At 62.5% G+C, this 22,354-nt stretch carries 30 protein-coding genes and 1 pseudogene; 18 read left to right on the forward strand and 13 right to left on the reverse strand.

Annotation, left to right across the window (positions count from 1 at the left end):
• Positions 1-450 precede the first annotated feature (450 nt).
• On the forward strand, positions 451-1,563 hold the full coding sequence (locus tag AN936_RS23485) for a replication initiator protein A (RefSeq protein ID WP_007686147.1): 1,113 nt from the start codon (positions 451-453) through the stop codon (positions 1,561-1,563).
• Between the two features lie 63 nt (positions 1,564-1,626).
• Here AN936_RS23485 and AN936_RS23490 read toward each other — a convergent pair whose 3' ends face one another.
• From AN936_RS23490 to AN936_RS23500, 3 genes are all read right to left on the reverse strand, one after another.
• Positions 1,627-1,941, reverse strand: coding sequence for a ribbon-helix-helix domain-containing protein (locus tag AN936_RS23490; RefSeq protein WP_007686146.1), 315 nt, complete (start codon positions 1,939-1,941; stop codon positions 1,627-1,629).
• The gene (gene parA / locus AN936_RS23495) at positions 1,938-2,591 is read right to left on the reverse strand and encodes a ParA family partition ATPase (RefSeq protein WP_007686145.1); all 654 of its coding nucleotides are present in this window, start codon (positions 2,589-2,591) and stop codon (positions 1,938-1,940) included. The genes AN936_RS23490 and parA overlap by 4 nt, the downstream gene beginning before the upstream one ends.
• 126 nt (positions 2,592-2,717) lie before the next feature.
• Positions 2,718-3,359, reverse strand: coding sequence for a SprT-like domain-containing protein (locus AN936_RS23500; protein ID WP_008831324.1), 642 nt, complete (start codon positions 3,357-3,359; stop codon positions 2,718-2,720).
• 414 nt (positions 3,360-3,773) lie between these two features.
• Here AN936_RS23500 and AN936_RS23505 point away from each other — a divergent pair, with 414 nt between their 5' ends.
• The 5 genes from AN936_RS23505 to AN936_RS24535 all read left to right on the forward strand — a co-directional run bounded on the left by AN936_RS23505 (position 3,774) and on the right by AN936_RS24535 (position 5,232).
• Positions 3,774-4,055, forward strand: a complete 282-nt coding sequence (locus AN936_RS23505) for a type II toxin-antitoxin system RelB/DinJ family antitoxin (RefSeq protein WP_007685985.1) — start codon at positions 3,774-3,776, stop codon at positions 4,053-4,055.
• Positions 4,024-4,344: a type II toxin-antitoxin system YafQ family toxin gene (locus AN936_RS23510; protein ID WP_007685988.1), complete on the forward strand. Its 321-nt coding sequence runs from the start codon at positions 4,024-4,026 to the stop codon at positions 4,342-4,344. Before AN936_RS23505 ends, AN936_RS23510 begins: the two co-directional genes overlap by 32 nt.
• Positions 4,345-4,379: 35 nt before the next feature.
• The gene (locus AN936_RS23515; RefSeq protein ID WP_007685989.1) at positions 4,380-4,799 is read left to right on the forward strand and encodes a helix-turn-helix domain-containing protein; all 420 of its coding nucleotides are present in this window, start codon (positions 4,380-4,382) and stop codon (positions 4,797-4,799) included.
• A gap of 69 nt (positions 4,800-4,868) precedes the next feature.
• Positions 4,869-5,012 (forward strand): helix-turn-helix domain-containing protein, encoded by a 144-nt coding sequence (locus AN936_RS23520; RefSeq protein ID WP_007685990.1) that lies wholly within the window; start codon positions 4,869-4,871, stop codon positions 5,010-5,012.
• 13 nt (positions 5,013-5,025) lie between these two features.
• The gene (locus AN936_RS24535; protein WP_008831325.1) at positions 5,026-5,232 is read left to right on the forward strand and encodes a hypothetical protein; all 207 of its coding nucleotides are present in this window, start codon (positions 5,026-5,028) and stop codon (positions 5,230-5,232) included.
• Here the strand turns inward: AN936_RS24535 and AN936_RS23530 are convergent.
• Complete coding sequence (locus tag AN936_RS23530; RefSeq protein WP_008831326.1) at positions 5,204-5,431, reverse strand: hypothetical protein; 228 nt, start codon at positions 5,429-5,431, stop codon at positions 5,204-5,206. The genes AN936_RS24535 and AN936_RS23530 overlap by 29 nt on opposite strands.
• 137 nt (positions 5,432-5,568) lie before the next feature.
• Between AN936_RS23530 and AN936_RS23535 the strand changes: the two genes are divergently transcribed.
• From AN936_RS23535 to AN936_RS23545, 3 genes are read left to right on the forward strand one after another with little or no spacing between them, the layout of a single operon-like run.
• A complete protein-coding gene (locus tag AN936_RS23535) occupies positions 5,569-5,796 on the forward strand; it encodes a DUF4160 domain-containing protein (protein ID WP_020817904.1) in 228 nt (75 codons plus the stop codon).
• Complete coding sequence (locus AN936_RS23540; protein WP_008831328.1) at positions 5,793-6,245, forward strand: DUF2442 domain-containing protein; 453 nt, start codon at positions 5,793-5,795, stop codon at positions 6,243-6,245. The genes AN936_RS23535 and AN936_RS23540 overlap by 4 nt, the downstream gene beginning before the upstream one ends.
• A 6-nt stretch (positions 6,246-6,251) precedes the next feature.
• The gene (locus AN936_RS23545) at positions 6,252-6,872 is read left to right on the forward strand and encodes a histidine phosphatase family protein (RefSeq protein ID WP_008831329.1); all 621 of its coding nucleotides are present in this window, start codon (positions 6,252-6,254) and stop codon (positions 6,870-6,872) included.
• Here AN936_RS23545 and AN936_RS23550 read toward each other — a convergent pair.
• The 3 genes from AN936_RS23550 to AN936_RS23560 all read right to left on the reverse strand — a co-directional run bounded on the left by AN936_RS23550 (position 6,869) and on the right by AN936_RS23560 (position 8,734).
• Positions 6,869-7,837 (reverse strand): tyrosine-type recombinase/integrase, encoded by a 969-nt coding sequence (locus AN936_RS23550; RefSeq protein WP_008831330.1) that lies wholly within the window; start codon positions 7,835-7,837, stop codon positions 6,869-6,871. The genes AN936_RS23545 and AN936_RS23550 overlap by 4 nt on opposite strands.
• On the reverse strand, positions 7,834-8,229 hold the full coding sequence (locus AN936_RS23555) for a hypothetical protein (protein ID WP_008831331.1): 396 nt from the start codon (positions 8,227-8,229) through the stop codon (positions 7,834-7,836). Before AN936_RS23555 ends, AN936_RS23550 begins: the two co-directional genes overlap by 4 nt.
• A 124-nt stretch (positions 8,230-8,353) precedes the next feature.
• Positions 8,354-8,734 (reverse strand): winged helix-turn-helix transcriptional regulator, encoded by a 381-nt coding sequence (locus AN936_RS23560; protein WP_030092864.1) that lies wholly within the window; start codon positions 8,732-8,734, stop codon positions 8,354-8,356.
• A gap of 146 nt (positions 8,735-8,880) precedes the next feature.
• On the opposite strand from AN936_RS23560, the gene AN936_RS23565 reads away from it, so the two are divergent.
• Positions 8,881-9,768, forward strand: a complete 888-nt coding sequence (locus AN936_RS23565; protein WP_030092863.1) for an SDR family oxidoreductase — start codon at positions 8,881-8,883, stop codon at positions 9,766-9,768.
• Positions 9,769-10,005: 237 nt separating this feature from the next.
• Here the strand turns inward: AN936_RS23565 and AN936_RS23570 are convergent, their stop codons facing one another.
• The 3 genes and pseudogenes from AN936_RS23570 to AN936_RS23580 form a co-directional block, all read right to left on the reverse strand.
• Positions 10,006-10,224, reverse strand: a complete 219-nt coding sequence (locus AN936_RS23570; RefSeq protein WP_030092862.1) for a TetR/AcrR family transcriptional regulator C-terminal domain-containing protein — start codon at positions 10,222-10,224, stop codon at positions 10,006-10,008.
• A 274-nt stretch (positions 10,225-10,498) separates the two neighbouring features.
• Positions 10,499-10,990: pseudogene (locus tag AN936_RS25950) on the reverse strand (MFS transporter); the annotation flags it as partial.
• A gap of 2 nt (positions 10,991-10,992) precedes the next feature.
• Positions 10,993-12,207, reverse strand: a complete 1,215-nt coding sequence (locus tag AN936_RS23580) for an IS256-like element ISSpma2 family transposase (protein WP_006954973.1) — start codon at positions 12,205-12,207, stop codon at positions 10,993-10,995.
• A 314-nt stretch (positions 12,208-12,521) separates the two neighbouring features.
• Between AN936_RS23580 and AN936_RS23585 the strand changes: the two genes are divergently transcribed.
• Genes AN936_RS23585 through AN936_RS23595 form a run of 3 tightly spaced genes read left to right on the forward strand, consistent with a single transcriptional unit; the run spans position 12,522 to position 14,706 of the window.
• Entirely contained in the window at positions 12,522-13,838 is a 1,317-nt protein-coding gene (locus tag AN936_RS23585; RefSeq protein ID WP_234715873.1) for an aromatic ring-hydroxylating oxygenase subunit alpha, read from the forward strand.
• The gene (locus AN936_RS23590; protein ID WP_054590663.1) at positions 13,838-14,359 is read left to right on the forward strand and encodes an aromatic-ring-hydroxylating dioxygenase subunit beta; all 522 of its coding nucleotides are present in this window, start codon (positions 13,838-13,840) and stop codon (positions 14,357-14,359) included. The genes AN936_RS23585 and AN936_RS23590 overlap by 1 nt, the downstream gene beginning before the upstream one ends.
• Positions 14,360-14,370: 11 nt before the next feature.
• A complete protein-coding gene (locus AN936_RS23595; RefSeq protein WP_054590662.1) occupies positions 14,371-14,706 on the forward strand; it encodes a non-heme iron oxygenase ferredoxin subunit in 336 nt (111 codons plus the stop codon).
• 16 nt (positions 14,707-14,722) lie between these two features.
• Here AN936_RS23595 and AN936_RS23600 read toward each other — a convergent pair whose 3' ends face one another.
• Positions 14,723-15,214 carry a MarR family winged helix-turn-helix transcriptional regulator gene (locus AN936_RS23600; protein ID WP_084758716.1) on the reverse strand — a complete coding sequence of 164 codons (492 nt, stop codon included), beginning with the start codon at positions 15,212-15,214 and terminating at the stop codon, positions 14,723-14,725.
• A gap of 37 nt (positions 15,215-15,251) precedes the next feature.
• Between AN936_RS23600 and AN936_RS23610 the strand changes: the two genes are divergently transcribed.
• Positions 15,252-16,423, forward strand: a protein-coding gene (locus tag AN936_RS23610; protein WP_149037845.1) for an IS3 family transposase whose coding sequence is annotated in 2 segments (ribosomal slippage) — positions 15,252-15,504 and positions 15,504-16,423 — 1,173 coding nt in all. Because the reading frame shifts where the segments join, the coding sequence is not laid out codon by codon here.
• Between the two features lie 394 nt (positions 16,424-16,817).
• Here AN936_RS23610 and AN936_RS25215 read toward each other — a convergent pair.
• Positions 16,818-16,991 (reverse strand): hypothetical protein, encoded by a 174-nt coding sequence (locus AN936_RS25215; protein ID WP_158500139.1) that lies wholly within the window; start codon positions 16,989-16,991, stop codon positions 16,818-16,820.
• A gap of 95 nt (positions 16,992-17,086) precedes the next feature.
• On the opposite strand from AN936_RS25215, the gene istA reads away from it, so the two are divergent.
• From istA to AN936_RS25690, 4 genes are all read left to right on the forward strand, one after another.
• Entirely contained in the window at positions 17,087-18,601 is a 1,515-nt protein-coding gene (istA, locus tag AN936_RS23615) for an IS21 family transposase (RefSeq protein ID WP_030093251.1), read from the forward strand.
• Positions 18,588-19,316, forward strand: coding sequence for an IS21-like element helper ATPase IstB (istB, locus tag AN936_RS23620; protein WP_054590669.1), 729 nt, complete (start codon positions 18,588-18,590; stop codon positions 19,314-19,316). The genes istA and istB overlap by 14 nt, the downstream gene beginning before the upstream one ends.
• Before the next feature lie 213 nt (positions 19,317-19,529).
• Positions 19,530-20,354, forward strand: a complete 825-nt coding sequence (locus AN936_RS23625) for an NAD(P)/FAD-dependent oxidoreductase (RefSeq protein ID WP_234715876.1) — start codon at positions 19,530-19,532, stop codon at positions 20,352-20,354.
• Between the two features lies 1 nt (position 20,355).
• Positions 20,356-21,564 carry a phospholipase A gene (locus AN936_RS25690; protein WP_231923484.1) on the forward strand — a complete coding sequence of 403 codons (1,209 nt, stop codon included), beginning with the start codon at positions 20,356-20,358 and terminating at the stop codon, positions 21,562-21,564.
• Between the two features lie 47 nt (positions 21,565-21,611).
• Here the strand turns inward: AN936_RS25690 and AN936_RS23640 are convergent, their stop codons facing one another.
• Positions 21,612-22,349, reverse strand: a complete 738-nt coding sequence (locus AN936_RS23640) for a DUF6118 family protein (protein WP_007686165.1) — start codon at positions 22,347-22,349, stop codon at positions 21,612-21,614.
• Positions 22,350-22,354 lie beyond the last annotated feature (5 nt).

Genomic DNA, 22,354 nt, shown 5'->3' on the forward strand with positions numbered 1-22,354 from the left:
TTTTTCTTCTTTCTGATTGTGCCTGAAGCGCGGCGCTGGTGAGTCGCGCTGCCGTTGTCCCGATTTTCGGGACAAGCTGTCCGATCTGGCGGGACGCTGGTGGGTGAAACCACGATGATCCAGCCTCTCGTCATAATCTTCCGCTGAAGTTATCCACAGGTCAGCCTAGTGTTAAAATATGGGTTTAGTGATGTGTTACGGAAATTCGGCCTGCCCGGAAAGGCGCAGAAATCCTCGCTTTTTTGGCAGAAATTTGCCGCGCGGTGAATCCGCTCTGACGAAAAAGCGAATCCAGAGTGACGAAAAGGCGAATCCACTATGACGATAGCGCCAGGCCTTCCCTGCCGCGCTCAAGCGTAATCGAAATGACGATAGCGCGGCGGTGAATCTGAAATGACGATAATCCGCTTGCGTATGTGAAATGACGATAGTAGCCCTAGCGTTAGTGAAATGACGATAGACCCCTCCCCTTCCCTGTTTGACGCGCCGATCGCCGCGCCGGTCTCGGCCGTGGACGGCGACGATCGCACGCCGCTGCTGCCGGTGCGCCATCCCAACCAGGACTTGTTCATCTGCGACGTGCTGGACGCCATCCCCAAGGATGACATGGCCTCAATGGAGCATCCGGTGTTTTCGCTCTCGACCAAGCCCGACAACCGGACGCGGCGCTACGAGCATAACGGCAACGTCATCGAGATTATCCCCTCGGGCAAGGGGCTGGCGACGATCCACGACAAGGACATATTGATCTACTGCATTTCGCAGCTCGTCGCGAAGATGAACCAGGGCGAGCAACCTAGCCGCACGGTGCGCCTGCAAGCCTATGACATGCTCGTCGCCACCAACCGGCAAACCAGCGGCGAAGGCTATCGACTGATGGCCGACGCCCTCACCCGCCTGCGCGGGACCACGGTGCGGACCAATATTCAAACGGGCGGTGTCGAAGAAACGCGGATTTTCGGCCTGATCGAAGAGGCCAAGATCACGCGCAAGACGTTCGATGGCCGGATGCTCGATCTCGAAATCACCCTGTCGGATTGGGTCTATCGCTCGGTCATCAGCAAGAACGTCCTGACGCTCCACCGCGACTATTTCCGGCTCCGCAAGCCGTTCGAGCGGCGCATGTATGAACTGGCGCGCAAGCATTGCGGCGTGAAGGACGAATGGAAGATCGGCCTAGAGTTGCTACAGAAGAAATGCGGCTCGAACAGCCCGCTCCGAGTGTTCCGGGCCTTGGTCAAGAAGGTCTGCGAGCATGACGCCGATCACGGCCATTTCCCCGACTATGCGGTGACGATGGATGATGACGTGATCTTGTTCCGCAACCGCTCGGGCCTCAAATCCAAGCCCGATCCGGTCGCCAGCGCCGGCGACGATGCGCCCTATATCGACCCGGAAACCATGCACGACGCCAAGACGGCCGCGCCAGGCTATGACGTGTATGCGCTCTATGACGAATGGGTGTCGTGGTGGCACGACATGGGCAAGCCCGAACTCAAAAGCCCTGCCGGGGCCTTCCTCGGCTTCTGCAAGAAACGGCACGAACGCAAACCACTACGCTGATCCCCTGCTCTATGCGGGCAAGCGGCCATGTTTACTTACCCGCATGTTTGCATGTGGACATGCTCACTTGCCTACAGGGCTTTCCCCCATCTTGCGAAGCCAGTCGTTGAACGCCTCGGCCATCGCGTCCTGTAGGCTCATGCCGTGCTTGCGGGCGGTCATGTGCATGGCGAAGGACATTTCCGGGCTGAAATAGCCCGTCATGGCCTTCTTGCCCTGACGGCTCGGCGCAACCGGGTTGCTGCTCGATCCGCTGCCGGAGCCTGCGCCAGTGCCACGGGCGATCGGCGCGGCCGCCCTCCCCTCCGGCTCGACCATCGCCGGCGCTGGCGCTGCATCGCGATCCCGCAATGCGAGCAATGATCCCTTCCGGCTCATGCGTTGGCCCTCCGCTTCCTAGATGCTTGCATGTTTACATGCTCGCATGTCCACTTGTAAAGCTGGCGCACCTCATCGGCCGCCTTGCCGCTCGGCTCGATCTCCATCGCCGTCTTGCCCTCGGCCGCCGCGTGGCGAAAGGCGGCGCGATCCGCGATATGGTGGGGGCAGGCGTCAAGCCCATAATCCTGCACGAGCTGCGCGGCTTCGTCATACATGCGCGGCGCGGTCGGGCTTCCCGCCGTGAAGATCACGAAAGCAGGCTTGCCGCGCATCTTCACAAGGCTGGCGGTCGTCTTGATCGCCGCCAAATCGAACGCGCTGGGGCGGCAAGGGATCAACACTAGGTCGGCCGCCTCGACGGCGGCGCTGGCGGCGCTGTCGGCGTGGGGCGGGGTGTCGATTACGATGAACGCCGCGCCCTGGCCCGTCGCCTGCTCGATCTTGGCGGCAAGGCGAGGGGGCGCGCTGTCGATCACGACCGGGGGCGCATCCTGTCGCCATGCCGCCCACTGGCTCGCCGTCGCCTGCGGGTCGACGTCGATCACAAGGGCGGTATGCCCGGAATCCTCGGCGGCGGCGGCCAGGTGCAAGGCGAGGGTGGTTTTCCCCGCGCCGCCCTTCTGGCTGATGATCGCGATTGTTGGCATGTGAATATCCTTACATGATCGCATGTTTGCATGTGGTCATACTGGCTTGCTCCGGTTGCGTCAACGAAACCCCGAACTGGCGCGCAGCGTCAATGAAACCCCGAATTGCGGGGAGGGGAGGGCGGTCTAGCCGTCGTCGCCGCCCTCATCCTCGCTGCCGTCGTCCAGCGGCTCATGCTCCATGCGGCCGTGATCCTCGATCGGGCAAAGCGGCGCTCCGGCCAGCTCAAGCCATTTGCGCGCGGTCCTCACGGTATAGCCGCACGTCGCGCACTCGCATTTGAGCATCCGGGTTTTCTGCTTCTTCGGCGCGGTCGACTCCCCATCGGTGTCGAGACGGGCATGGGGGAGGGGGCCAACGGCGTCCAAGATCGGCGCGACGGCCGCAAGAAACGCCTCGCCGGGGGTGGTGGCGCGCATCGGCCCGACGAGCCCCAGCCCCAGCGCGATCCGTTTAAACGCTTTCCCATGCCCTGCCGGGATGCCGACGGCGGCATGGACCAGCTCATGCGCGAGGATGGCCGCGATCTGCGCCGGCATGGCGTCAGGCGCGTGCGCGAGGTCGGGCCGGATGAAGATTTCAAAATGCCCGTCCGCGCTCAGCCGGTTATCCCAGCACTCGCCGATCGCCTTGCCCTTCCGGCCCGAGCTGGTGAAGCCGATCGCCACGCGGATACGCGCGGGCAGGGGAGCGTCCAACGCCGCGAACAAGGGGGCCATGCCCGCCGCCACCCGATTGAGCCAGCTTTCCCGGTTGTCCTGTTCCATACCTTCTACTCCCTTCAAATCGCCCTGCGGGGCGATGGCTGCGGCCATCGCTCCCGAGTTCGCGCGGAGCAGCCGGCGAGAGAGGGGGGCAGCGGGAATCTGCGGGAGTGGTGCGGGCGGGCGCTTCGCGCCAACCCGGTCCCGCTGATTGCCGTTGCTGGGGAGAGGCGGCCGGGACCGCCTTTCCCCATGCGAACGAACATCATGCCGGCGCACGCCGGCACCATGCCCGAGATCCGCTTGCGATCTCGGCCCCGCCATGTGGGTCGTCACCTTCGGCCAAGACCGCTTGCGGGCTTGGGGAGCGAAGCGAGTAGAGCCACGGTGCCGCGCAGCGGCAGGCGCAGTCTCCTCGCCTAGATTGAAATTGTTGCTCAAATGAGCTACATCGTTCGTCTGACTAGGGAGATTCCAATGGCTGCTACCGCGTTCGTGCGTGCGCGCATCGACGAAACATTGAAGGATGAAGCCGCCGCCGTCCTAGCCGAGCTGGGGCTGACGGTTTCCGATGTGGTCCGCATGACGCTTACGCGGGTCGCCAAGGACCATGCCTTGCCGTTCGAGCTGAAGGTGCCCAACGCCGAGACGCGCGCCGCGATCGAATCGTCCCGCGCGACCATGAAGGCGCGTCGTGCGCGCTTCACCGATCCCAAGGAACTGTTCGATGCCCTCGACCAAGAAGCCCGCCAGCAGTAAGCGGGCTTCGTTCCCAAGAGAGGCATCCTACGAAAAGCGGTTCGTCAAGGATTGGGAGCGGCTGTCGCGCAGCGGCCGCTACAACATGAACCAGCTCAAGGAAGCGATGATGCTGCTCATCGCCAACGATGCGCCGCTTGGCCCGGAATGGCTGGACCACGCCCTCAAGGGCGATTGGAGCGATCATCGCGAGTGCCATATCGGCGGCGATTTCCTGCTGATCTACACGATTGAGGGCAATCTGGTGAACTTCGTGCGCGCGGGAACCCATTCGGAACTGTTCGAGTAATCGGCTCGACGGCCGAACGTTTGGAAGGCAGGGCAATGAACGCCGACGACATGAAGGTCGAAACCTTCGCCTGCGTCTTTGACGCAATCGCCGACACGCCGGAGGAGGCGACGGAGTTGAGGACGCGCGCGGACCTGATGCGGGGCATCACCGCGCGGGTGAAGTCGTGGGACGTGCCGCTGGGCGAGGCCGCCAAGCGGCTCGGGCTGACGCCGCCCCGCCTCAACGACCTCCTGCGCGGGAAGTTTAACAGATTCTCGCTGGATGACCTGATGACCGCCGCGACGGCGGCGGGCATCGCGCCGCCGGCACCGCGCAAAAGCTCGTGGGATGACCTGCGCGGGATAGTGAAGGGCAACGGCGCGCGGTTCACGATCGAGGAAATCAACGACGCCATCGCCGAAGCCGGCGCAGCAGCCGGCATGGCCGGGATGAACGACCATGACGGGGACTGATCGAAACGGCGAAATCCTTTATCCACCGATGGAGGCGGCCGAAATCCGGCGGTGCGCCAGGAGAGCGGTTTGAGCCAGGCCGGGTTTGCGCGCTTGCTGTGGGCGCACAAGCGCACGGTCCAGCGCTGGGAGGCCGGCACGATGCGGCCGACTGGCGCGGCGCTCGCCTTGCTGACGCTGGTGAAGCGGCGCGGCATCCAGATTCTCACCTAGAAGGATTGATAGAATGGCCGGCCATCGCCCCTTTTCCGATCTTATGAAAGATTGGAGTCCCGAGCGCCGCGCGCGTAATGAGGCCCATAAGGCGAAGTTGGAGGCCGAGTTGATGGGCCGCGCTGCTACGCGCGATGCGATCGAAGAACTGGAAGCTGGCAAGGGCGTGCGCTTCACCAGCGTTGAGGCGCTTATGTCTGATCTCCATGATGACGATTGATCGACCCGAAACGGCGGCCGAGTTTTTCGCGCGGCGCTCCAAAGGTCGTGCGGTGGGTGATCTCGACCGCATTCTCGACAAGGTGCCTGATCGGCCGCCGGAACCCGGCGACGAATTGAAGGCTGGACGCCCGATCGCCTACATCGCCGGTAATCGGCGAGGGTGCCGCGAGATCCGCGCACGCGATCTCGCCCGCCATGTGGGCCGGAACCTTGGGCCAGGACCGCTTGCGGGCTTGGGGAGCGCAACGAGTAGGGCCACGGTGCCAGCGCCAGGCGCTTAGATCATTTTGGCTATCAGCCTTGCACTAGTGCAACCTTTGCACTACATTGAAGCATGGTCACGATGTTTCGCGGTCCCCGCTGGAAAATTGCCGTCTATGGCCGCGATCATGGCGTGCCGCATTTCCACATCGAAGGCCCGGATTTCCGCTGCTCGGTGGCGATTGCATCGTTTGACGTGATCGTGGGCACCGTGTCGGCGGCGGTCTTGAAGGACGCATTGGAATGGGCGCGGCCTAATCAGGCTTTGCTCATGCAGACGTGGCAGGAGTTGAACGGATGAACATCACCGACAAGGCCCGCACCATTACCGCCGTGCGCGCGACCGGGCCGTCATCGCTGCATCTGTCCTGGTCGGAAGGGACGGCGGCTGATCTCGATCTTGGCGCGGTCCTCGCCGATCGCGCCTTTGCCGCGCTGCGCGATCCGGGCGAGTTCGCCAAGGTCGAAGTGGGCGATTGGGGTCATAGCCTGGCCTGGCCTTCGGGTGCGGAGCTGGGCGCGGACATGCTGTGGCTCGAAACGCTGTCGGCAACCGGGCATGGCGATGTGCGCGCCTTCCTCGAATGGCGGCTGCGCCATGCGCTGTCGCTGTCGAAGGCGGCCGATGCGCTTGGCGTCTCGCGCCGCATGGTCGCCTACTACTCCAACGGCGAAAAGAAGGTGCCGAAACCAATCTTGCTGGCGTGCCGGGGCTGGGAAGCCAGCAATGGGCTATACCGGGCCGCCTAACCGGACATGAGAGCGATCTTCATCCGCCACGGCGAAAACACCGGCAACGCCGGCGTGCCCTGCCACGATCTCGCGACGATCGCGCTGACGGAGCGCGGCCACGAACAGGCGCGCGCGGTCGCGGCGAGCTGGACGCAAGCGCCCGCGCTCATCGTCACCTCGCCCTATACCCGCACCCGGCAGACGGCCGCGCCGACGATCGCGCGCTTTCCAGGCGTGCCGGTGGAAGTGTGGCCGATCGAAGAGTTCACCTATTTGCAACCTGCGCGCTGGAACGGCACGCGCAGCGCCGAACGGATGCCGCACCTAGAACGCTATTGGCGCGAGGCCGATCCTGACTACTGCGACGGGGAAGGGGCGGAGAGTTTCAGCACCCTGTTACGGCGCTGCGAGGCGGCGCTAACGCGCCTCGCCGCCATGCCTGCGGGATCGCTGGCCTATGTGTTCGGGCATGGGCAGTTCATCCAGGCCGCGCGCGCGATCGTCGCCGACGCCCATCTGGACGATCGGGCCAAGATGCGCGCTTTCTGGCGCAAGGGCGAGCCGCCCGCGATCGGCAACGCGCAGCGGGTAGGGTTTCATTGGCAGGGCGACCGCTGGACCTGCGCGCCCGCGCTCGCCGCCTAGATCAACACGCGCTCCACCTCGTCCAGCGTCACGTCATCGGGGCGGCGGTCATAGAGCTGGGTGGTGCGCGTCGAGCTATGGTTCGCCATCGTCGCGGCCGTCTCCAACGTGCCGCCATTCTTCAAATAGGTGGTGATCCCGGTCGCGCGGAAACTGTGGTTGCCGATCGCCGTCCCGATCCCGGCCGCCGCCGCGCGCCGGCGCACCATCGCGAAGGCGTTGGCTTGGGGCAGGGGGGTATCGCTTAGTCGCTTAGTGCTGCGCGCGATCGTGCGGAATAGCGGCCCCTTGCGGTCCTCGCGCAGCTCGCAACCGTCGATATAGGCGGTTAGATAATCCTCTAGATTGTGGTGGCAGGGCATTTCATGGCGCTTGCCGCCTTTCTCATGCAGGCGGACCCATAGCCGCCGATTCTGCATGAACACGTCCTCGACCCGCATCGCCAGCGCCGCGCCGATCCGCGCGAAGCTATAGACCATGAGACCGATCAGCGCGCGGTCGCGCAGGCCCGCATGGGTGGTCACGTCGATGCTGTCGAGCAACCGCCGCGCCTCGTCGGGGGCCAGTACCGGCGTCTTGCCGCGCCGCTGGCTATGCGCCGGCCCGCGCACCGATCCGGCCGGGTTCGCCGGCACGGCATGACCCGTCACCAGCCAGTCGAACAGGTGGCGCACGCCGGCGAGCTGCTGCTTGACGCTGGGGGCGGCCAGCTCGCGCCCCAGCGCCTCGACCCAGGCCGCGACATGAAGCGGCTGCACCTGGGCGAGCGAGGCGACGCCGCGCGCCTCGCACCAGGCCAGGAAGTCGCCGGCCGCCCGCGCATAGGCGCGGCGTGTATGCGGATTGCGGATGGTGACGGCGAAGAACTCAAGGAATCGAAGCTGCGCGCGCTCGTCGGCCGCCGCGATCAGCGCCGGCAACGCCAGCGCGGGCGCGGGCGCGGGGAGGGGGGCGAGCTGGTTCATCGCGCGATCTTCTCCCATCGCGCCGGCGCGGGACGCGGCGCGGCCATCTTGCGGCGCAGCTCGTCGAACACCTCGTCGGCGTCGCGGACGCGGCCAGCCTCCGCGTCCTCAAGGCCGCGCTTTATCGACCCGTCCAATATCCGGCGTAGCAGCTCGTCGCGTAAATCGTGGTGCGGCTCCATGTCGATGAAGTTCTTGACGATCGCGAACACCGCCTCGGAAGGATCGGCGAACATGCCGCGCTCGATCCGCTCCAACAGCCAGTCGGCCTGATCGCCGGTAAGATACGCCTCGAAGCGCAAGCCGCCCGCGCGGGCCTGCTCGCGCAGCGCCTTGGCCTGGTCGCGCTCGGCATAGTTGTCGGCGAAAGCCGTGTCCTCGTCCTGGTCCATATCGCTCCCTTTCGGCGGTGGATCTCGGGACCGTTTAAACGGCTCCATCGGATCGCCATGAGTGTGTGATAAAGGACATTATCATACATAGAACGAGGCGTGAATCCCGCATGTCGCATTCCGGCTATTCAGCTATCGCGTCGAACCGGTCTCGAGCCTCACGCACAGCCATGTGGTTCTGGTCAGCCCATTCGATAAGGGCCAGCAAGGGTTGGAACATCGAGTGGCCCAAAGGGGTCAGGCTATATTCCACCTTGGGCGGCGTGCTGGGGACGACCAGCCTGTGAACGTAGCCATCCCTCTGCAATTCACGCAGGGTCTGCGTCAGCATGCGTTGCGAAATGTCGAACACAAGTCGGCGGATCTCGCTGAAACGGCGCGGGCGTTCCGCAAGCACGATCAGCAGGAGCGAAGACCATTTGCCGCTCAGATTGGCCAGGACGTCCCGTACCGGGCAATTATCCAGGTTGCCGCCATGCGCGCGACGTATCTCGTCGAGCTTCATGCCCCCGTCAACATTGAACACCGCGATGCCGGTGGTTCCCTTCGCGTAACCAGCTTCCATAAAACTGCCTTCTTTACAGGAGTTGAACTCAGTTTAACATCATAGTCTCAATAAGAGACCTAATCTAGCAGCAGGAATATCCCTTCATGAGTGAAACGATCCTCGTCACCGGCGCAACCGGCCAGCTCGGCCAGCGCGTGGTTCACCATCTCCTGGAGACCCAAGGTGTGGCGCCTGAGAGCCTGATCCTGCTGAGCCGTGATCCAGGCAAGTTGTCTGACCTCAGCGCAAGGGGTGTCCAGGCGAGGATCGGAGACTTCGACGACGCAGCGTCGCTGGGCCAAGCCTTCGACGGTGCCGATCGCATTCTCATCATCTCCACGGATGCTGTCGGCGAGCCGGGCAAGAGGTTGCGTCAGCATCTTGCAGCCGTTTCGGCCGCAGCCACAGCAGGTGCGCATATTGCCTACACCTCGATGCTGGCGCCCGAACCGGGTAATCCGGTGCTCTTCGCGCCCGATCATTATGGCACCGAGCAAGCGATCAAGGAAACGGGTCGTCCCTACACGATTTTCCGTAATGGCTGGTATCAGGAGAATCTCCTGATGACTTTGCCGCAGGCGATCAAGATGGGGACGCTCTACACATCGGCAGGCGAAGGCCGGACCTCTCATATTGCGCGAGAGGACGTCGCTCGCGCTATTGCCGCCTCGCTGGCGTCCGGTTCTACGGAGAGCATCACCTATCAGTTGACCGGCCCCGAGGCGCTGACGACCACCGATGTCGCCGCATTGGCGGGCGAGGTCGCAGGCAAGCAGATTCCGGTCGTCAACCTCACCGACGAGCAGTTACTGGAGGGCATCAAGGCGGCCGGCGTCCCGGAGGGCTTCGCGCGGCTTCTGGTGTCCTTCGACGCCAACGCACGCACCGGCAGCAACTCCCTCGTTACCGATGACGTGGCAACGCTTTCCGGACAACAGCCCCTCCCACTTCGGGCTTTTCTGGAGAGCAGCAAGGCCGCGCTTATCGCATAGCAACCGCTTCGCGATGCACCGGCAGGGGCGAGATCAGCAGTCAGTTCTTCGGCCGCCCCATCGATCTCGCTCATGCACCTGTTCAACACCATCCGCCCTCTCGATCCATGCCGCGAAGTCGGACGGTGCGGCCAGATCTAGAGGGCGGATGGCGCTGCACTTCAACGCCGCGATCGTCTCAGGCCGTTGCGCATTCACCAAGCATGGCGCGATCCTTAGCGATTGTTGTTCATTCTCTCACTGGACGGAATAAGCCCTAAGGAAGACGTCCACGGCGTCCGCGACGGATGCAGCCATTTTTCCCTTGGTTTTGGCTCCCCAAAGCAGAGGTTCTACATATCCCGCTTCAAGCAGGCCCTTGAGGTGGATCGCGATCAACATGGGATCGGTGGCGGCCAATATCCCTCTATCCTGCAACTGTTGCACATAGGCCGCCACTTCTTCCCATGCTCGCATTGGCCCGCGCGCATAGAGGCTTGCCCCTAGTTTGGGGTCGGTACATAGAACGGACCCAGATATACGCTAAGGTTTCGCCGGACCTTCGACGGCGTGCATCTGGCGAAGCGGCCTGAGGGCGGACGATGGCGCATCGGGGTCGGTCCAAAGATAATCGCCGGTGAGGTTGATGTGCTGCCATCCGAGCGGCGAAAGGTGTTGCAACAGGTCCGTAGCGCGCCCGATAGGCGACCGGGAACCAGAAGGTCAGATAGAGCATGACGCCAGGAAAGAGTCCTGCTTCAGCCGCACCCAGTATCGCGCGCAGCACGTAGAAGCTCTCCGCTGACCATACGGCTGCCAAGGCTGTGGTACACAAGCCCCACAACACCGCAATCCGCGTCAAGGTAAGCCGAGCGCCGAAGCGGGCGAGCATCATGTTGCTCGGCACCTCGAACAGCGAATAGGTGAGATACATTATGCCCACGCCAAACCCGAACATGGCGGTGCTAAGGCCGAGTGCCTGGGACATGGGGACAGCGGCATAGGCCACGTTTCCCCGATCGAGGATTGCCACGAAATACAGGGCGATCAGCCACCACATGATGCGGTTTGCGACCTTGCGAATGATGGGCGGCGGAGTGTTGTCGTCCGCGCTTGCCGCCTGAGCGGGATCGGTTGCGCCACTCATTCTTTTCCTCCCCTTGAAACGTCTCTCGGCCACCCACTGACACCGGTTGGTCGCGTCCGTCAAGGTGGTGTAATTTCGGCTGTGGCCGTGGGCCATCGTCAGGCGGCTTTGGCGGTGATGTGTAGGGGCTGATTTTCCTCCTCGATCATGGGTTGGTTGAGTTCGGCCATGCCTTCGATCTGCATGTATCGGTGCTGGAGCTGCCACTCGTCGTTCTGCTCCATCAGCACAGCCCCGACGAGGCGGATGATGCTGTCTTCGTTCGGGAAGATTCCGACGACGTCGGCGCGGCGCTTGACCTCCTTGTTGAGCCGCTCGAGCGGATTGGTTGAGTGTAACTTCGTGCGGTGCTGGGTGGGGAAGCCGGTGTAGGCGAGCACGTCGGTTTCGGCCTCGTCCATGCAGGCGCCGAGCTTGGGCCAACGGGTGCGCAACTGGTCGGCGACCTGTCGCCAGACCTGCGTTGCGCTTTTCTGATCGGGCTGCAGGAAGACCTGGCGGATCGCGGCGGCGACGACAGTGTTCTGGCCCTTGGGCACATAGGACAGGGCATTGCGCATGAAGTGCACCCGGCAGCGCTGCCAGGTGGCGCCCATGACGCGGGTGATCGCGCCCTTGAGGCCCTCGTGAGCATCGGAGATGACCAGCTTCACGCCGGTAAGACCGCGCCGAACAAGGTCCTTCAGGAAGTCGGACCAGAAGACCTCCGCTTCCGAGGGGCCGATATGCAGGCCGACGATCTCGCGCCGGCCCTCGGTGTTGACGGCCATGGCGATTATTGCGGCAACGCTGATGATCCGCCCGCCTTCGCGTACCTTGAGATAGGTGGCATCGAGCCAGAGATACGGCCATTCGCCGGTGAGCGGGCGTTTCAGAAAGGCATGGACGCGCTCGTCAATGTCCTTGCAAAGCTTGGAGACGGTGGACTTGGAGATGCCGGTCATGCCCATGGCCTGGACGAGTTCATCGACCCGCCGGGTGCTGACCCCGCCGATCCACGCTTCCTGGATCACCGCAACCAGCGCTTTCTCGACCATCTTGCGGGGCTCAAGGAAGCCCGGAAAATAGGACCCAGCACGCAGCTTGGGGATTTTCAGGTTCAGCGTGCCTACCCGGGTATCCAGCGAACGGTCGCGATAGCCGTTGCGCCAGGTCGCGCGCTCGCTGCTGCGTTCGTGGCGACCCGCGCCGATCAGGCCATCAACGTCGGCCTCCATGATCAGCTGCAGCACGTTCTCGGCGATGGTGCGCAAAAAATCCGGTTGGCCGCCCTTTGCAGCCAGCTCTTCGATCAGTAATCTGTCCTCGGTCATCGGGAACTCCTCTTCGTCACGGTTGAAGTGTGCAAACTCCACCATAACGATGAACCCGGTGGCCACCAGCGACGCCGCATTCCGGGGTGGGGCATGCCCCACCCCGGAATACACCATCGCCTACACCGGAAATTACACCACGAGCGCGGACGCTAACCACCGGTTGCACATAGTAGTAAAAACAACTATGGAAAAAGCAACCATCAACCGCTAGCGGGTGGATCGGGTCATTCTGGCAGGCTGGCACATTTCCAGCCATCCGGAGGGAAATGTCAGCCGCCGTGAATTGCACGCAGTACCAGGACAGAAACGAGATGCTGATAGAGGATCGCCCTGGAGAGGGTACTTTTACGGTCGACCGCTCCGTTTTCACCGACGAGGACCATTGTCGCCGTGAGCTGACTGCGGTGTTCGAATCCGGATGGGTCTTCATCGGTCTGGAAAGCCAGCTTCGGCAGAAGAACAGTTTCTTTACGACCCATATCGGTCGACAGCCGGTGCTCGTCACGCGAGACGATCAGGGTAAGCTGGGCTGTTTCCTTAACAGTTGCCGACACCGCGGAACCATCCTGTGCCCGTTCAAACAGGGGCGGCAGAAATATCATGTCTGCCGCTATCACGGCTGGTCTTATGATTCCGCTGGCCGCAATGTTCTCGTTACCGATAAGGACTCGGGTCAATATCCCGCCGCTTTCGACCAATCCGACCACGGTCTCATTCCCGTTGCGCGGCTCGGTTCCTACCGCGGGCTTCTGTTCGCCAGTCTGTCGGCGGATGTTCCCGATCTGGACAGCCATCTCGGCGATGCGCGCCGCTTCATCGATCTGCTGGTGGACCAGAGCCCGGTTGGAGAAATCGAGTTCGTCCCCGGTGATCTGGTCTATACCTTCCAGGGCAATTGGAAGCTCCAGTTCGAAAATGGTCTGGACTATTATCACTTCCAGTCGACCCACAGCTCTTACGTCGATATCCTTGCTGAGCGCGTAAAGGCCGGCACGGTCGAAGACGTCGTTCTCGGGACCGATGAGCCGGGGCAGGGCAGCTTCAGCTTCACCAATGGACATGCGGTCAATTGGTCGATCCACAATGAAGACCGTTTTGGGCGCCCCGTTCTGATGGAGCCCGGCGGCCTCGATGGTCTGCGTGAGAGGGTTGGTGCAACCTCTGCCAAATGGATGGTCCGGCAACGGAACCTGACCATTTTCCCGAATCTTCAGATCATCGATATCGGTGCAGCCCAGATTCGAACATGGCGACCCCTGGCGGCCGGCTTGACCGAGATGACGTCGCACTGTGTGGGCATGGTCGGCGAGAGCGGTGAAGCGCGCCGCAAGCGCATTCGGAACTACGAGGATTTCTTCAATCCGTCCGGGCTCGCCACGTCCGATGACAATGTCATGTATGAGCTCTGCCAGTCTGGCTATGCCGCGGCTGCAGCCGGGCCGTCGGAAGGCTATTTGCGCGGCATGGGGGCTGCGCTCGATCGGGCGCAGCCCCACGCCGACGAACTGGGCATCAACCCGGTAGAGAGCAGTTTTGGATCCCTTGGTTTTGGCGGGGAGACCAACTTTCATCCTGGCTATCGGGAATTGGTGCGGCGTCTGGCAGATGCTGCTGGGGGAAAGAATTGATGATCGAGATCGATACCGACCGCTCCATCGGGGCGGCGGAGGCCATTGCCAGGGATGTATTGTACCGCGAGACGGAGGCACTGGATCGTCAGGAATGGAACAATTGGCTCGACTGCTATTGTGAAGATGCGCGTTTCTGGGTGCCGACCTGGATAGCCGAACACAAGCTCGCCGACGATCCTGACCATCAGGTATCCATGATCTATCATGTGGGCCGGCGCGAACTCGAAGAGCGGGTGTTTCGCATCACGTCGCGCAAATCGGTCACCGCAATGCCGCTCCCCAGGACGCTGCATATGCTGTCCAACATTCGCGTTTCCGGCAATCGCCCGCAGGACATCTCCGTCAGCTGTACTGGCCAAACCGCAGTATATGATGTTCGGCTCGGCATCGTTCATCCCTTCTTTGCGCGATATACCTACGCATTGCGGGAGGCCGGTGGATCCTGGCGTATCAGCGAGAAGATCGTCCACCTGATCAACGACCGCGTACCCACGGTCCTCGATTTCTACAGCATATGACGGAGCGCGCGATGAGTGGGGAGGAAAGCGCGTCGGCGACCTGGCACAGCGTCGTCGACTGTTCGGCGGTCGATTCGGGGGAAGCTTACGGCGCCGAGATCAATGGCCAGCAGATCGTCATATTCCATACGGAAGAAGGTTTCTTCTGCACCGGGAATCTCTGCACGCATGGCGAAGCGATGCTGTCGGACGGGCTGTTGGACGGATGCATTGTGGAATGCCCGCTGCACTTTGCCCAGTTCGACGTGCGGACGGGAGAGGCTCTTTCAAGCCCCGCTTTCATCCCCGTCTCCTCCTATCCGACCCGCATCGTCGATGAGAAAGTCGAAATATTGATGCCCAGCTGAGGCCGCTTGGCCGTCATCATTTCTGCCGGATCGACATGAGGTCGACGTCGAATGGCTCGGCCTCGCTTCCCATGAGCGGGATCCGGGCGTCCAGGTAATTGACCATGTCGATCAGCGTTTCGACCTGCTCGGCCGTGAGCCCGCCGATAAGGCGAGCATGTCGTTTTTCGACCTCGTCAAATGTTGCCGCGTAGCGCCGGCGCCCTTCGGCTGTAAGGCTGATCTTCGTCGTGCGCCTTGCGACGTTCGGGACCGCCACGATATCGATCAGGTCACGCTCTTTCAGATCCCTGACCGCACGGCTGACCGCCGCCTTTTCAAGATATTGCGACGTCCAGATATCATAGGCGCTACATGGTCCGACTGACGCGATGTGCGAGAGAATACGCCACTCGAGCAAGGACAGATCGAACCGTTCGCCGAAGAACCGGTTCGCCGAGCTGCGCAACCGTGCCGCAAACCGCGACAGCACGGTTGGAACTGACGTGACCCCCGGCTTTTCCTCCAAGCTTGATTAGAGTCCGGCCTGATGGAAGGACGGACGAATGAAGCGAGCAAGGTTCACAGAAGAGCAGATCATTGGTGTGCTGAAGGAGCAGGAGGCTGGCGCGAAGACCGGCGATCTGGCTCGGCGTTACGGCGTGTCGGAAGCGACGATCTACAACTGGAAAGCCAAGTACGGTGGCTTGGAGGTGTCGGAGGCAAAGCGATTGCGGGTGCTCGAAGACGAGAACGCCAAGCTGAAGCGCTTGCTGGCTGAGGCTATGCTCGACAATGCTGGCCTGAAGGATCTTCTGGGAAAAAATTGGTAACGCCCGCTGCCAAGCGAGAGGCGGTCGCTCGTCTTCAGGCAATCCTGGGGATGAGCGAGCGGCGGGCGTGTCGCGTCATAGGAGCGGATCGCAAAAGCATGCGCTACCGATCCCAACGGGATGATGATGCCGACCTTCGGTCGAGGCTGCGCGAGCTTGCGCAGCAGCGCCGTCGGTTCGGCTATCGCCGGTTGCATATCCTGCTGCGGCGAGAGGGTATTGTGATCAACCGCAAGAAGACTCAGCGGCTCTATAGCGAAGAGAAGCTGGCGGTCCGACGCAGGCGGAACCGGCGCCGTGCTATCGGCGCACGCGCACCGGCTCCCGTGCTGGCGCTACCCAACCAACGGTGGAGCCTGGACTTTGTGTATGATCAGTTGGCGACAGGACGTCGTTTCCGGGTGCTCAACATCGTCGACGATGTAACCCGTGAATGCCTGCGTGCGGTGCCGGACACATCGATCTCAGGGCGTCGGGTGGTGCGTGAGCTCACCGATCTGATCGCCGAGCGCGGCAAGCCTACGATGATTGTCAGCGACAACGGCACCGAGCTGACGTCAAACGCCGTCCTCGCCTGGTGCGGGGAGGTCGGCGTGGAGTGGCACTACATTGCCCCGGGCAAACCAATGCAGAATGGCTACGTCGAGAGCTTCAACGGTCGCATGCGGGACGAGCTGCTCAACGAGACCCTGTTCCTGAGCCTTGATCATGCCCGCGTCGTGATCGCTGCCTGGGTAGAGGACTACAACCACGAGAGGCCGCACTCATCCCTTGGATATGAAACCCCAGCGGCCTTCGCCGCTGAACTGGATAAGCAATGGCCTGCTACGCTACGCCCTACGGGCTCCGCTCCACAGGCCATTGCTCAACACGCGCTCATGCGCAACAAAGCTGCCGGACTCTAATTCGCGCTGGTGGAAACTAGGGGGTCACGTCAGAACGTAACGTTCGAAATCGATCGAATCCAACAACTCGATATCCGAACTCTTCGTAGCGGCTTTGGTCATAACGTTATCAATGCCGGTTCGATCGGCCCGCTTCAAGGCTTGATCCCATCATGTCGGAATCAAGTTTACCGATCGAGACAAAAGCATTGCTTTGTTGCTACCCGGATGGCGAGAATCGTGGATCACGACCGACGATGTAATCGGGACGATGGCACATCTCGGCCATGCGCTCGTCACGTTAAGAGACAAAGCAAATCAATTCCCCATTGCCGTCGTCGAAGCGAACCCGGCAGTGAAAGGGGGAGCATCCCGGCCGGGTTGGTGCCAGTCTGGATGCTCCCTCGCTCACACTTCAGGCACTCTGCGCAGCCTGACGCTCGCGGACCGACCACGGGCTATCAACAATCTGTTGCGCGGCCTGCTGGCACGGCCAGGGATGGCCATTGCCGATGGCCACGTCGGCGGCCCAGGTGAACATGTGGGCAAAAGGCTTTTCGAGCGCCTTTTTCTGTGGATCGGCGTGCAAAAAGGACCCCGTTAGCGGGGTGATCGGCGTCTAAAAGGGACCCCTCATTTCGATGGTTTAAGCAGCCGGCTGGATAATCAGGCGGCGAGATCGGGATGTTGGTTTTGGAGACAGTGGTTCGGATTCGGCGCGAGTATGCCGGTGGTAAGGCGATCAAGGCGATCGCGCGGGATTTGCATGTATCGCGGAAGGTGATCCGCAAGGCGATCCGGGCGCCGGAAGGCGCATTCGATTATCAGCGTAAGGTTCAGCCGTTGCCGCGGATCGGTCCGTTTCAGGATCGCCTGAACACACTGCTGGAAGAGAATGAGGTGCGCGGCAAGCGCGAGCGGCTGCGGATGACGCGGATCCATGATCTGTTGGAGCGCGAGGGTTTTGAGGGCTCCTACGATGCCGTGCGGCGCTACGCGGCGCGCTGGAAGGCCGATCGGCGCAAGGATGCCGGCGATGGTGTCACGGCCTTCATCCCGCTGATGTTCAAGCCCGGCGAGGCCTACCAGTTCGACTGGAGCCATGAGGATGTGGAGATCGCGGGCAAGCCGATGCGGGTGAAGGTCGCGCATATGCGACTGTGTGCATCGCGGGCAGTCTATGTCCGGGCGTATCCGCGCGAGAGCCAGGAGATGCTGTTCGACGCGCATGCGCGCGGCTTTGCTTTCTTCGGCGGGGTGCCAGGGCGCGGCATCTACGATAATATGAAGACGGCGGTGACGAGCGTGTTCACCGGCAAGGAACGGGTCTTCAACCGGCGGTTCCTGATCATGACCGCCCATTATATGATCGAGCCGACCGCCTGCTCACCTGCGGCGGGATGGGAGAAGGGGCAGGTCGAGAACCAGGTGCAGACGATCCGGGGTCGCTTCTTCCAGCCCCGGTTGCGGTTCGCCAGCCTCGAGGAGCTCAATGGCTGGCTGGAGGCCGAGTGTCGGCGCTGGGCGGAACGGCAGGCGCATCCTGAACAGGGCGAGCTAACCGTAGCGCAGGCGCTGGAGATCGAACGATCGGCACTGCAACCGATGTTGGGGCCGTTCGACGGCTTCAACGAGAGCGAGCATGCGGTGACGGGCACCTGCCTGATCAGCTTCGACCGCAACCGCTACTCGGTTCTCTCGACGATGGCGCGGCGCACGGTGCAGGTCCGTGCCTATGCCGACCGCATCATCGTGCGCTGCGGCGAGGAGGTTGTCGCCGAGCATCCTCGCACCTTCGGGCGTAACCGCACGATTTACGACCCCTGGCATTATCTGCCGGTGCTGGCCCGCAAGCCCGGCGCGCTGCGGAACGGCGCGCCCTTCCAGGACTGGGACCTGCCACCTGCGCTGGCGCGCCTGCGCCGCAAGCTTGGTAATGGCGACGATGCCGACCGCCGGTTCGTCCGTGTGCTGTCGGCCGTGCTGATCGATGGCCTGGATCCGGTCGAAGCGGCCGTGCGCGAAGCGCTGGCGACCGGCACGGCGAGCGACGATCTGATCCTCAACATCCTGGCGCGGCACCGCGAGCCGCCGCGCCCACTTACGATCATCACCTCCGAGGATAGCGCGCTGCGCCATCCGCCGATCGCCGACTGCGCCCGTTACGACCAGCTGAGGACCTTCGATGCAGCGGCATGACATGATCGAGGCGATGCGCGGGCTTGGGCTCAAGGGCATGGCGGGCGCGTTCGATGATGCGGTCACCACCGGCCTTCAGCGTCAGCGCACCACGATGGAGATACTGACCGACCTTCTCCGAGCGGAAGCGACGCATCGCCATGCCGCGTCGATCCGATACCGGATGGCGGCCGCAAAGCTGCCGGTCGTGAAGGACATCGACGCGTTCCGGTTCGAGGGCACACCGATCAACGAGGGGCTGGTGCGTTCATTGCACAGCGGCGCGTTCCTGCCCGCTCGGCGCAATATCGTCCTGGTCGGCGGCACGGGCACCGGCAAGACCCACCTGGCCATCGCTATCGCCGCCAATGTCGTTCGCTCCGGTGCGCGCGGCCGCTACTTCAACACCGTCGATCTGGTGACCCGTCTCGAAGAGGAAGCCAGGATCGGCAAGAGCGGCGCACTCACCGCCCAGCTATCCCGTCTCGATCTGATCGTGCTCGATGAGCTAGGTTACCTGCCGTTCGCCCGCTCAGGCGGCCAGTTGCTGTTCCATCTGGTCAGCAAGCTCTACGAGCAGACCAGCGTCATCATCACCACCAACCTCGCGTTCGGCGAATGGCCCACGGTCTTCGGCGATCCCAAGATGACCACCGCGCTCCTCGATCGCGTCACCCATCATTGCGACATCATCGAGACCGGCAATGACAGCTGGCGCTTCAAGAACCGAAACTGATCTCCGCTGCACACCGGGATTAAGATGCTTTGCGCTGCGCGCGCCTCCGGTCGGGCTCCGCCCTCCCTACGCCGCGCGCAGCGCAAGGGCGCGTGTCCGATCAACCTTGCGCCATCTTGAAAAGGGGGTCCCTTTTGCGCGCCGATAGGGGGTCCCGTTTGCACGCCGATTGACAGCGAAGCCATTGCCTTCAGCGAGCGGCTGCGTGTCGCAATGCTTCAGGCGATCGCCTCGAACGACCATCTTTCGATTGCTATCGTTGGGGCTGGCGCGACCGGGGTAGAGCTTGCCTCCGAACTGGTGCGGCTGGCCGATGTGCTGGAACAGCATGGCGCTTCGGGAGCGCGAAGCGGGCTGAAAATATACCTTATCGAATCTCAGCCGCGCATTCTCGGCCCCTTTCCCGAGCGCGTAGCGCATGCCGCGCACACGGTCCTGGAGTCGCTGGGCATCGAGGTGTTGACGCAGGCGCGCGTTCTGGCGGGCGATGCCGATGGGTTCCAGCTTGCCGATGGACGCAGGATCGAGGCATCCATCAAACTCTGGGCGGCCGGGGTGCGTGCGCCCGAGTTTGTCGCTGCGATAGATGGCCTGGACCACAGCAGGCTCGGGCAGGTCATCGTAAACCCGAATTTGGCGACACCCAATGACCCCGATATCTTCGCGCTGGGCGACTGTGCGAGTGTCATGCTTCCGGACCGCGAGAGTCCATTGCCGACCACGGCCCAAGCAGCCTATCAGCAGAGCGTTTATCTTGGCCGCACTTTGCCTACAATATTGGAAGGAAAGCCCGTGCCGCCATTTCGCTACCATGACTTCGGGTCATTGGTGTCGCTCGGCGGTTATGACGCTTATGGGACGCTTGGCCGCTTCGGGTTGTTCCGGGGTGGGTTCCTGCACGGGCGCATGGCGCAGCTTGGGCATGCGCTGCTCTATCGGCGGCATCAGGCGCGAATTTATGGACCGGTTCGCGGTAGCCTGCTGTGGCTTGCCGATACCCTCGACACCTCGGTGCGCCGGCGCGAGCGCCTGGCCTGACATGGGCCGCCTTCACCAACGAAGCTGCCTGATCCTCGGTGCATTCTGGCTTGTTCTTCCCGGCACCGTGTGGGCTTCACCGCCCGACATGGAAGTTCTACTGACCGGCCAGGTAGAAACCGATGCCAGTGGCGAACAGGTCGTTGCACTGCGCTTTCTGAACCGGACTGACAGACAAGAAATCCTCGCCCTGCCGGACAGGATCGAAGCGAAAGTCCGGCAGGAGAATCGTGAACGCACGCTCCTGTTGGCGCGCGCTAACGATACAGAGCCGCATCTTGCCATCGACGCGCATGGATTTGGGCAGGCCCATTATCGCCTGCCCGCAAATGAACCCCTCGTCAGAGCCATGGTCTCCATTCCTGCCTGGTCAACTCAGGAGGTGGTGCTTGCGCCCATTGTGAAGACCGCTACGCATGAGGCCGAAAATCGCTCGAATCCGAATGCACCGATTCTTCCACCGCCACCTACCGACAGAAAAGCCGGCAACGCCTTTGTGGACAATCTCGACCTGTATGAACCCATCTATGCCGTTTACGGGCCAGGCACCGACAGCGAAGCTCGCATTCAACTGAGCTTCAAATATCGCCTGTTCGGAGCCTCGGCGAACAGCCAGACGTCTTCCAATTGGCGAGACGGGCTGTACCTCGCCTACACCCAGAGAATGTTCTGGGACCTTGAAAGCAAATCCTCCCCGTTCCGCAACATCGATTTCCAGCCCGAACTTATCTACATCACACCGACAGTTGGCCTTACCGGCGACATCGCCATGACCGTGCAGGCGGGTATTCGTCATGAGTCCAACGGGCGGGACGGTCCCCAGTCGCGCAGCATCAACAGCATCTACATCGCTCCAATGGCAACCCTTCCGATCGCCGGCGATTACAGGCTAACATTCGCCCCCAGGCTTTCCCTGTATGTCGGTAACAAATCCGACAATCCGGATATCGTCCATTATCGCGGACATGCCGGATTGTTCATGGAGGTCGGAGAGGATAATGGACTGCGCCTCTCCACCTCCACCCGTTTCAACTTCGGTTCGGGCAAAGGGGCTGTCAATGCCGACCTGTCCTATCCGTTGCCCCGTCTCCTCGGCGGTGGTCCCGATCTCTATCTCTTCGCCCAGTCCTTCTACGGCTATGGTGAAAATCTGCTCGATTATAACCGGCGCACCCGCCGGTTACGTATAGGCGTTGCTCTCGTGCGATAATCTTGAGGCGACGCCACAGTCTTTCTCTCGCAGAGTTCATGCCGGTATCACCTTCCGCCATCGGGCCTGACCTCGATCGTGCAGCGCACCGGCTTTTTCGCCTTGTCAGCCTGCTCGCGGCATTTCTGCACCGCCTCGCGGTTGCCATCGACGAGCGGCGAGGCCGCGACGATCAACGCCCAGCTCTCGGGCGCGGCGGTCTGCATCAACCGTTGCCCCGCATCCCACATCGTCGGTTCGCCAAGCGCGTGCATCGCCCGCCGCTCGGGCCAGTGCCAACTCGCCGGCATCATCCGCGCGACCGGGCCGGCGAGCGCCGCATAGAGCAGCATCCCCAGCGCCGCGCCCCCCAGCCCGGTCCCGATCAGCCAGCGGTTTTGCACATCGCCGCGCCGTGCGGATGCGAGCCGGTTGCCGACCTCGCGCGCGGCCTGGTCCAGTCCTGTCCGGGCTTCGGCGATCAGCCGTTGATCCTCGCGACGGGCATGGAGCGCCGCCGATACGATCTCGCCCGCCATGTTGTGAGGCGTCATCGACAGGAGAGGACTTTTGGCGATGGGGTCGATCTGCTGCACCAGCACCCCCAGCACCTTTTCGGTGCGGGCCAGCGTCGGCTCGTAATCGGGTATCTCGATGGACTCGCGCGTAGCAGCCAGCCCCGCGATCGCGGCGCGCAGCAACCCGACCTCGCCATGCACCGACGCCAACCGATCCTCGACCCGCGCGAACGCCAGCGCCGGATCGTCACCAGCATCGGGTTCGCGATATTCATCCTCGTCCATCATCCTCT

The organism is Sphingopyxis macrogoltabida (genome assembly GCF_001307295.1).
GTDB classification, from domain to species: domain Bacteria; phylum Pseudomonadota; class Alphaproteobacteria; order Sphingomonadales; family Sphingomonadaceae; genus Sphingopyxis; species Sphingopyxis macrogoltabida_B.